6 protein-coding genes and 1 pseudogene are annotated in these 9,841 nt (G+C 70.6%); 5 read left to right on the top strand and 2 right to left on the bottom strand.

Annotated elements, in window-relative coordinates; all coding sequences use genetic code 11:
- Positions 1-262: pseudogene (locus tag BQ9890_RS15810) on the top strand (OB-fold nucleic acid binding domain-containing protein); the annotation flags it as partial.
- Positions 259-1,098: a DUF3159 domain-containing protein gene (locus tag BQ9890_RS15805; RefSeq protein WP_078062227.1), complete on the top strand. Its 840-nt coding sequence runs from the start codon at positions 259-261 to the stop codon at positions 1,096-1,098. The pseudogene BQ9890_RS15810 and the gene BQ9890_RS15805, both read left to right, overlap by 4 nt.
- 98 nt (positions 1,099-1,196) lie before the next feature.
- Here BQ9890_RS15805 and BQ9890_RS04525 read toward each other — a convergent pair whose 3' ends face one another.
- Together BQ9890_RS04525 and BQ9890_RS04520 are read right to left on the bottom strand one after the other, a co-directional pair.
- Entirely contained in the window at positions 1,197-1,892 is a 696-nt protein-coding gene (locus tag BQ9890_RS04525; RefSeq protein WP_075889693.1) for a potassium channel family protein, read from the bottom strand.
- A gap of 2 nt (positions 1,893-1,894) precedes the next feature.
- Positions 1,895-2,545 (bottom strand): potassium channel family protein, encoded by a 651-nt coding sequence (locus tag BQ9890_RS04520; RefSeq protein ID WP_075892721.1) that lies wholly within the window; start codon positions 2,543-2,545, stop codon positions 1,895-1,897.
- Between the two features lie 86 nt (positions 2,546-2,631).
- Between BQ9890_RS04520 and BQ9890_RS04515 the strand changes: the two genes are divergently transcribed.
- The 3 genes from BQ9890_RS04515 to BQ9890_RS04505 all read left to right on the top strand — a co-directional run bounded on the left by BQ9890_RS04515 (position 2,632) and on the right by BQ9890_RS04505 (position 9,655).
- The gene (locus BQ9890_RS04515) at positions 2,632-4,671 is read left to right on the top strand and encodes an APC family permease (protein WP_407638870.1); all 2,040 of its coding nucleotides are present in this window, start codon (positions 2,632-2,634) and stop codon (positions 4,669-4,671) included.
- A complete protein-coding gene (locus BQ9890_RS04510) occupies positions 4,668-5,996 on the top strand; it encodes a class I SAM-dependent RNA methyltransferase (RefSeq protein ID WP_075889691.1) in 1,329 nt (442 codons plus the stop codon). Before BQ9890_RS04515 ends, BQ9890_RS04510 begins: the two co-directional genes overlap by 4 nt.
- An 842-nt stretch (positions 5,997-6,838) precedes the next feature.
- Positions 6,839-9,655, top strand: coding sequence for an aconitate hydratase (locus tag BQ9890_RS04505; protein ID WP_075889689.1), 2,817 nt, complete (start codon positions 6,839-6,841; stop codon positions 9,653-9,655).
- Positions 9,656-9,841 lie beyond the last annotated feature (186 nt).

Raw genomic sequence — 9,841 nt, 5'->3', positions numbered from 1 at the left:
GGAGGTGCAGGAGCGCCACAAGGTCGTCGTCTCCGGGGTGCTGCAGTCGATCACGTACTCACCGGTGGACGGCCCGGTACGCCTGCTCGCCACGCTCTACGACGGGACCGGGACGATCGAACTGCGGTGGCTGGGTCGGCGCGCGATCCCCGGCATCTCGGTGGGGCGCCACCTCGAGGTCGAGGGCACCGCGTCCCTGCACATCGACCACCTGGTCCTCATCGACCCCCTGTACCGCCTCCTGGCGCCGGGGTCCGCATGAGCAGCGGCGACCCGCAGGGCTGCCGCGACACCGGGTACCCGTCCGGAGTCACCGACGGGGCAGGGGGAGCAGGGGTCCCGGGGGAGCCGGGGGCCCGCGCTGCGGTGCCGGGCTGGGCGTCCGGCCTGGACCGCGACACGTTCTCGGTGACGGAGACCGTGGGGGGATGGCGCGGTGTCGTGGAGTCGGTGGCTCCCGGTCTCGTCTTCGTGGTCCTCTACGTCACGACCCGGGACCTCGCCTGGACCCTGGCCGCCTCGGCCGGGCTCTCCGTGGTCTTCTGCGTGGCGCGGCTCGTGCGCGGTCAGGCCCTCACACAGGCGGTCTCCGGCCTGCTGGGCGTGGGCATCGGCGTGGTCTGGGCGCTGCTGTCGGGTCGGGGTGAGAACTACTTCGCGTGGGGCATGGTCACGGCGGGGGCCTTCGCCCTCGCACTCCTGGCCTCGCAGGTGCTGCGACATGCGGCGGTGGGCGCGGTGGCGGCCCTGGTGTGGGGTCTCCCTGCCGGGTGGCGGACTGACCCCGCCCTGTCGCGCTTCCGGCGTCGTTCACGGGGACTGACCTGGGTGTGGACGGCCATGTTCCTGGTGCGCCTGGGGGTCCAGTGGCCCCTGTGGAGGGCCGGCGAGATCGCGGCCCTGGGTGTCGCCAAGCTCGTGCTCGGTCTGCCGCTGTTCGCCCTCGTCTGCTGGGTGACCTGGGTGGGACTGCGGCCCTTCGCACACCTGCAGGACGGTGCCGCCACGGCGAGAGGTGCCGGTGACGGTCGCCCGGCCGGTGAGGGCCCGGAGGCGGGATCGGGAACCGACGGGGACACCGGCGGTGCCCCGCACTGACGCACCTGCGCGGACCCGCGTCCGGGAGGTCCCGCCCCTGGCCCGCGAGGTCGCGCCCCAAGCCGGTGGCGCCCGCCCCTGGCCCGCGACGTCACACCTCAGGCCCGGGAGGCCCCCGACTCCGGCGGTGTCGGAGTGACCAGCCTCGCCAACCTGCCCAGCGCACCCGCGTCGTCGTCGGGCACCAGCAGCAGCAACTCGTCGCCCGCCTCCAGGACGTCGTCCAGGGAGGGTGTGATCGGTCGCCCGTCGCGCAGGAGCGCCGTGAGCACGGTCCGACCGGGCAGCGCCACGTCCTCGACCCGGTGCCCGGCCAGGGGGGAGTCCGCGGGCAGGACGAGGGCGTACATGGACACGTCGGCGCCGTTGAAGGTGAACAGGCGGATCGGTGCCCCCTTCGAGACCGCCTCCTCGACGAGGGCCGTCATGATGCGGGGGGTGGAGACGGGGACGTCGACGCCCCAGGAGGCGTCGAAGAGCCACTCGTTCTTCGGGTTGTTGATGCGGGCGAGCACGCGGGGCACCCCGAACTCAGCCTTCGCGAGGAGCGAGATCACCAGGTTCGCCTTGTCGTCACCCGTGGCCGCCACGAGCACGTCGGCCTCGCGCACCCCGGCGTCGGCGAGGTCCTCGGGGGAGCAGGCGTCGGCGAGCACCCAGTCGGCGTCGGCGACGGAGGCGACGCGCATCTGGTCGGGCTGGTTGTCGATGAGGGTGACCTCGTGGGAGTGCTCCAGCAGCTCCAAGGCGACGAAACGGCCCACCGAGCCCGCACCCGCGATGACGATCTTCACGGTCAGTCCTCCAGCTTCGGTGCCTGCGTGAGCATGTCGCGCAGGGGGACGGGGTCGGTGCCGGACACGGCGAAGAACAGCTCGTCGTGCTCCTGGACGACCAGTTCCGGACGGGCCGGCTGGATGACGCCCAGGCGTGAGACGAAGGCGAGCCGCTGGCCCGTGAGCTCCTCGACCACCGGGAAGGAGGTGCCGTACCAGCTGGGCACCGGCATGACGGCCACCAGCGACACCAGGCCGGTGGGGTGGGCCCACACCACATCGGCGTCGGGGGGCATCAGCCAGCGCATCACCGCCTCGGAGGTGCGGCGGACGGTCGCCACGGTGGGGATCCCCAGGCGCTCGTACACGGCCGCCCTCGTCGGGTCGTAGATGCGGGCGACGACCCGCTCGACGTGGAAGGTCTCACGTGCCACCCGGGCGGCGATGATGTTGGAGTTGTCCCCGTTGGCGACGGCCGCGAAGGCGTAGGCGTCCTTGATGCCCGCCTGGCGCAGGGCGTCACGGTCCATGCCCAGTCCGGTGACCCGGCGTCCGGAGAAGTCCGCGGGGAGCCGACGGAAGGACTGGGGGTCTGAGTCGATGACCGAGACGGAGTGACCGTCCCCGTCGAGGGCGGAGGCGATCATGGCCCCGACCCTGCCGCATCCCATGATGACGAAGTGCACGGGGCCACGCTACCCGCACCGCGACCTCCCGGGGTACTCACGTGGCACGACGGCGGGTACGCTTGGCCACCGTGCAGGATGCCATCGACCGCCTCAAGAGGGTGCTCATCGGGCGACCCATGAGGTCGGACTCCGTGGGCGGACAGCTGTTGCCCAAACGCATCGCCCTCCCGGTGTTCGCCTCCGACGCGCTCTCCTCGGTGGCCTACGCCCCCGATGAGGTCCTCCTCACCCTGGCGTTGGCCGGAGGCCTGGCCGTGGGCCAGTCACTGTGGATCGGCCTGGCCGTCGTGGTCGTGCTGGTCGTCGTGGTCCTGTCCTACCGTCAGACCGTCCACGCCTACCCGTCGGGGGGCGGGGACTACGAGGTCGTCTCCACGAACCTGGGTCCCACCGCAGGTCTGTTCGTCGCCTCCGCACTTCTGGTGGACTACATCCTGACGGTTGCGGTCTCCATCTCCTCGGGTGCCCACTACCTGACCACAGCGGTTCCCTCCCTGGCGGGACGCGAGGTTCCCATTGCGGTCACCCTGATCGTCATCCTCTCCGTGCTCAACCTGCGGGGGTTGCGTGACGCGGGCGGCGCCTTCGCGGTTCCCGCCTACCTCTACATGTTCGCCATCGGGTTGTTGGCCGTGGTCGGAATGGTCCAATTGGCCAGCGGAAACCTGGGTGCGGCGCCGACGGCGCAGTACGAGGTCGTGCCCACACCTGACCACGCCTCGGGCCTGGTGGGGCTGGGAGGCGCCTTCCTGCTCATGAGGGCCTTCTCCTCGGGATGTGCGGCCCTGACCGGGGTGGAGGCCATCTCCAACGGTGTCCCCGTCTTCCGGCGGCCGAAGTCCCGCAACGCCGCGGCGACACTGGCCATGCTCGGTGCGATTGCCGCGACGATGCTCATGTCGATCCTGTTCCTTGCCCGCGAGGCCGGGGTACGCATCGTCGACGACCCGGCCACCCAACTGACCCTGGACGGGCATGCGGTGGGAGCCGATGTGCACGTGGACCCGGTGATCGGGCAGCTGGCCGCCACGGTCTTCGGGCAGGGCTCGCCCCTGTTCCTGCTGGTCACCGTGGTCACGGGCCTGATCCTGGTCCTGGCCGCGAACACCGCCTTCAATGGTTTCCCCACATTGGCGTCCGTGCTGTCCCGGGATGCCTTCCTGCCGCGCCAGCTCTACAAGCGAGGGGACCGACTCTCCTACTCCAACGGGATCGTGGTGCTGTCCCTGGCGGCCATCGTGCTGGTGGTGGCCTTCAACGCCTCCGTCACGCGGTTGATCCAGCTCTACATCGTCGGCGTCTTCGTGTCCTTCACACTGTCCCAACTCGGCATGATCCGACACTGGAATCGTGCCCTGCGGCGCCCCCAGACCGGACCCGAGCGTTTCCGCGTGCTCCGATCCCGTGCCGTGAACGTCGTGGGGTTCGGGCTCACCGGCGTTGTCCTGGTGATCGTGCTGCTCACCAAGTTCACCCACGGGGCATGGATCACACTGATCATGATGGGGGTCGTCTTCGTGGTCCAGAAGGGCATCCGCCACCACTACGACACGGTGCGCAGCCAGCTGAGGGTGGAGGACTACTCCGCGGGACGCGCCCTGCCCTCCCGGGTCCACGCCATCGTGCTCATCTCCAACCTCGCCCGCCCCGCCATGCGTGCGGTGGCCACGGCCCGCGCCTCCTCGCCCTCCTCCCTGGAACTGGTCTCCGTCGTCACGGATGAGCGCGAGGAGCACAAGATGCTCCAGGAGTGGGAGGAGTCCGGACTCCCCGTCCCCCTGACGCTGCTCTCCTCGCCGTTCCGGGACATCACCCAGGTCGTGGTGGGACACATCCGTCACCAGCGCCGCCGCTCGCCCGGCGAGATGGTGGTCGTCTACGTGCCCCAGTTCCTGGTGTCGCACTGGTGGGAGAACGCCATGCACAACCAGACCGCGGTGCGCATGCGACAGGCCCTCCTCGGCATCCCCGGCGTGGTGATCACGACCGTTCCGTGGAAACTGGGCGAGGATGACGAGGTGGTCGGTCACCAGTTGGTCAACGACCCCTTCAAGAGACCCGAGGCGCCAGACGCCAGCACAGGACAGGAGTCCGAGGAAACCCCATGAGACGACGCCCACCCCGATCAGACAGGCACCGCAGGAGCGGGGCACGCATCGACCCCGCGGACCGGGAGGTGCTCGAACTGACACTGGGGGAGCCCGCGCACGGCGGTGCCTGCGTGGCCCGGGACGCCGACGGTCGGGTGGTCTTCGTCCGCCACGGGCTGCCCGGCGAGAGGGTCCGTGCCCGGGTGACCTCCACACGCAACACCCTGGCCTGGGCGGATGTCGAGGAGGTCCTGGAGGCGTCCCCGGACCGCGTGCCCTCGGTGTGGCCCCAGGCGGGCCCCGGTGGCGTGGGTGGCGGGGAGCTCGCACACGTGCGCCCCGTGGCCCAGCGCCGCTGGAAGGAGGACGTCCTCCGTGGTCAGCTGCGCCGGGTCGGCGGGGAGGAACTCGCCACCCGGGTCGCGGACCTCGGTGGGGTCTCCGTCCTGCCCGCGCCCGGGGACGAGGACGCGGACGACGCCCTGCTCGGTCGGCGCACCCGCATCGAGCTGGTCATCGACGGGGACGGCCACGCCGGCATGCACCGGTACCGGGGACGTGAGGTCATCGCCCTGGACCAGATGCCACTCGCGGTCCCCGCGATCTCGGCGCTGGGGCTCTTCGGGGACTCCGCCTGGGGTGAGGTGTGGCAACCCGGTGACCGGGTGCGCGTGGTGGCACCCACCGGGGGCGAGCCCGTGGTCGTCACCCCCCGCGGCGTGTACGACGCCGCCCGCGAGCGGATCCCCGGCCACCCACTCACCTGGACGGTCGGCGCGGAGGGGACGTCCCTCTCCTACGCCGTGCGGCCGGAGGGCTTCTGGCAGACCCATGTGCGCGGCGCGGAGGTGCTGGCGGACGCCGTCTCCCGGGGTGCGGCCGTGGCTCCGGGTGCCCGTGTGGCGGAGCTCTACTCCGGTGCGGGCCTCTTCACCCGTGTCCTGGCCGATGCGACGGGTCCCGGGGGCCGTGTCCTCAGCCTCGAGGGGGACGAGGGCGCGGTCGCGGACGCCTCGGCCAACCTGGACGGCCGTGACTGGGCGGAGACCTTCGTGGGGTCCGTCGACGCCGAGGGCGTGGGGGAACTCGCCACCGAGCTGGGGGCCCGGCCCGACGTCGTCGTGCTGGACCCGCCACGGTCCGGAGCGGGTCGTGAGGTCACCCGTGCCCTGGTGGAGGTCGGCGCACCGCGCGTCGTCCTCGTCTCCTGTGATCCGGCCGCGGGGGCCCGCGACCTCCGGGCACTGGTCGAGGGCGGGTACACGCTGGGGACCCTGGAGGCCTGGGACCTCTTCCCCCACACCCACCACCTGGAGTTCGTCGCGGTCCTCACCCGCCCCTGACCCACCCCCGGCGAAGTCCGCTCTGTTCCGGCCTCGAAGTCCGCTCAGTTCCGGGCTCGAAGTCCGCTCAGCCGTGCGTGTCAGGCTGGGTGTGAGTCACTCCTGTTGAGGAGGAGTGGTTCGATGAGTTTGACGCCGGGGTTTTCGAGTGAGGAGATCAGGGGCTATGTGTGGGAGTACTTGGATTTGCCTCAGGGGAGCAAGGAAGGATGGCTGGAGGGGAAGCCGTTTACGAGGGCGCAGTTTCACCGGTGGAGGAAGGCGTTCATCAGTGGGGACATGGAGCGTGGGCTGGTGCCGAGGTCTTCCAGTAGGGTCTCGGACATGACGAAACGGGCCTTTGATGCGGAGCGGGCGTTGGAAGGTGAGCGCGCCCGCCATGAGAAGGAACTGAAGGCCGTGGAGGTCGCTCATGCGGCGGAGTTGGCGCGTCGCGATGAGCAGATCCGGATGCTTGAGGCAGGCAACCTTGCACTGGGAAAAGCTTTCGGGCTCTTNCAGTTGGGGCCCCGAAGTCCGCCCTGCCGTGCGCGTCGTGCTGCTGGTGGGTCACTCCCGGTGGGGCTTCGGAGTCCCCCTCGTCGATCCCGATTGCGCTTCCCGGGGCCGTCCACGTCGGCAGCGTTCCGCGGCAGCGGCAGGGGCGCGGTGCGGGGTCCGGACGGGGGTGCGCCGCCGGGGGAGTGGGGGTGCGGAGCTCCGCGCCCGTCCTGCTCCGTGGGAGGTGCTCGCCGGGCGGCGTTCCGAGTTGCGGCGGCGTTCCCCAACAGATATCTTGATATCGAGAGATCAGCCGTGCCGGCAGTGCCGCCGACGCAACGACCCGTCCGACAGGAGGACACATGTCCACGCTCGACAGCTTCGGCGCCCGCTCCACCCTGGACGTGGGGGAGCGGACCTACACGATCCACCGGCTCGACGCGGTCGAGGGGCTGGAGCGACTGCCCTACTCCCTCAAGGTCCTCGCCGAGAACCTCCTGCGGACCGAGGACGGCGCCAATGTCACCGCCGACCAGATCCGCGCACTTGCCGCCTGGGACCCGCAGGCCGAACCCGACACCGAGATCCAGTTCACGCCCGCGCGCGTCGTCATGCAGGACTTCACCGGCGTGCCCTGCATCGTCGACCTCGCCACCATGCGTGAGGCCGTCGCCCAACTCGGTGGCGACCCGACCCGCATCAACCCCCTGGCACCGGCCGAGATGGTCATCGACCACTCGGTCCAGATCGACGTCTTCGGCACCCCGGACGCCTTCGAACGCAACGTCGACCGGGAGTACGAGCGCAACGGCGAGCGCTACCAGTTCCTGCGCTGGGGGCAGGGAGCCTTCGAGAACTTCCGCGTCGTCCCGCCGGGGACGGGCATCGTCCACCAGGTCAACATCGAGTACCTCGCCCGCACGGTCTTCACCCGCGACGAGGCCGACGGCAGTGTCGTCGCCTACCCGGACACCTGTGTGGGCACCGACTCCCACACCACCATGGTCAACGGCCTGGGCGTGCTCGGGTGGGGAGTGGGCGGCATCGAGGCGGAGGCCGCCATGCTCGGCCAGCCCGTGTCCATGCTGATCCCCCGCGTGGTCGGCTTCAAGCTCTCGGGCACCATCCCGCCCGCCGCCACCGCCACCGACGTCGTGCTCACCATCACCCAGATGCTGCGACGCCACGGAGTGGTCGGCAAGTTCGTCGAGTTCTACGGTGACGGCGTCGGTGCGGTGCCGCTGGCCAACCGGGCCACCATCGGCAACATGTCCCCGGAGTTCGGTTCCACCGCCGCGATCTTCCCCATCGACGAGGTCACGCTGGACTACCTGCGCCTCACCGCCCGGGACGAGGAGCGGGTCGCCCTCGTGGAGGCCTACGCCAAGGAACAGGGTCTCTGGCACGACCCCTCCCACGAGCCCGTCTACTCCGAGTACCTCGAGCTCGACCTCTCCACCGTCGTCCCCTCCATCGCGGGCCCGAAGCGCCCCCAGGACCGCATCGAGCTCTCCTCCTCCAAGGCCGCCTTCCGGGAGGCCGTGGTGGACTACGTCGACGACGGCAATGCCGAGGACGGCTCCGAACTCGACGACGCGCTGGAGGACACCTTCCCGGCCTCCGACCCGGTCGAAGGAGACATCTCCGACACCAATGGCGCGCCCACCGGGCACGCCACCCTCGATGACGGGCGGCCCCACCGGCTCGTGCCCGTCACCATGGAGGACGGCACCCACACCCGCCTCGACCACGGGGACGTGGCCATCGCCTCCATCACCTCCTGCACGAACACCTCCAACCCCTCCGTCATGCTGGCTGCAGGTCTCCTGGCCCGCAACGCGGTCCGCCGGGGGCTGCGCACGAAGCCGTGGGTCAAGACCTCCCTGGCACCCGGGTCGAAGGTCGTCACCAACTACTTCGAGAAGGCCGGGCTGTGGGGGGACCTGGACGCCCTGGGATTCAACCTCGTCGGGTACGGGTGCACCACGTGCATCGGCAACTCGGGACCCCTGCCGGAGCCGGTCTCCCGTGCGGTCAACGACCACGACCTGGCCGTGGTCTCGGTCCTGTCGGGCAACCGCAACTTCGAGGGTCGCATCAACCCCGACGTCAAGATGAACTACCTGGCCTCCCCGCCGCTGGTCATCGCCTACGCCCTGGCGGGCACCATGGACCACGACTTCGCCCATGAGCCACTGGGGAAGGACCAGGAGGGCCGGGACGTGTACCTGGCGGACATCTGGCCCGACGCCGCCGAGGTCCAGGCCACCATCGACGCGACCGTGGACCGGTCCATGTTCGAGAAGGACTACGCGGACGTCTTCGCCGGCGACGAACGCTGGTGGGGACTCCAGACGCCGGAGGGTGACACCTTCGCCTGGGACGAGGACTCCACCTACGTGCGCCGTCCCCCCTACTTCGACGGCATGCCCGCCGACCCCGAGCCCGTCACCGACATCCGCGGCGCCCGGGTGCTGCTCAAGCTCGGCGACTCGGTGACCACCGACCACATCTCCCCGGCGGGTTCCTTCAAGCCGGAGACACCCGCCGGACGCTACCTGGTGGAGCACGGCGTGGAGCGACGCGACTTCAACTCCTACGGCTCACGGCGCGGCAACCACGAGGTGATGATCCGGGGGACCTTCGCCAACATCCGCATCCGCAACGAGATCGTCCCCGGGGTCGAGGGTGGCTTCACCCGCGACTTCACCCAGGACGACGCCCCCGTCGTGCCGGTCTACGACGCGGCCCAGAGCTACCTGGACCGTGGCACGCCGCTGGTGGTGCTCGGCGGCAAGGAGTACGGCTCCGGGTCCTCGCGCGACTGGGCTGCGAAGGGCACCTCTCTGCTGGGCGTGCGCGCCGTCATCACGGAGAGCTTCGAGCGCATCCACCGCTCGAACCTCATCGGGATGGGCGTCCTGCCCCTCCAGTTCCCCGAGGGGGAGACGCGCGACACCCTGGGGCTGGACGGCACCGAGGTCTTCGACATCACGGGCATCACCGCCCTCAACGAGGGTGAGACCCCGCGGACCGTCCACGTGCGGGCCTCCCGTCCCGGTGCCGAGGACATCGAGTTCGACGCGGTCGTGCGCATCGACACACCCGGTGAGGCCGACTACTACCGCAACGGTGGCATCCTCCAGTACGTGCTGCGCCAGCTGGTCGCCTCGCACTGAGAGCACACCGCCTCTCCGCGGCATCCGGGCCGCCCTCGTCGACACCGCGGGGGCGGCCCGGTCACGTTCCCGCCGTCTCCGGCGCTCGCATCCCCCCCGACGGGCCCCGTTCCCCTTGCCGTGGGGGTCCGCGTACGAGGGCGGCTCCGCACCACGCCGGTCGGGGACCCACGCCCAGCCCTCCCG

Origin of the sequence: Actinomyces provencensis (genome assembly GCF_900155435.1) — a bacterium.
GTDB lineage: Bacteria > Actinomycetota > Actinomycetes > Actinomycetales > Actinomycetaceae > Pauljensenia > Pauljensenia provencensis.
Note: the sequence above shows the minus strand (reverse complement) of the source record. Positions and strands in the feature narration are given on the sequence as shown.

Bases quoted from the DNA above. Each gene is read 5' to 3' on its own strand.
- BQ9890_RS15805 (WP_078062227.1), top strand. From the start codon at position 259: ATGAGCAGCGGCGACCCGCAGGGCTGCCGCGACACCGGGTACCCGTCC.
- BQ9890_RS04520 (WP_075892721.1), bottom strand. From the start codon at position 2,545: ATGGGATGCGGCAGGGTCGGGGCCATGATCGCCTCCGCCCTCGACGGG.
- BQ9890_RS04510 (WP_075889691.1), top strand. From the start codon at position 4,668: ATGAGACGACGCCCACCCCGATCAGACAGGCACCGCAGGAGCGGGGCA.
- BQ9890_RS04505 (WP_075889689.1), top strand. From the start codon at position 6,839: ATGTCCACGCTCGACAGCTTCGGCGCCCGCTCCACCCTGGACGTGGGG.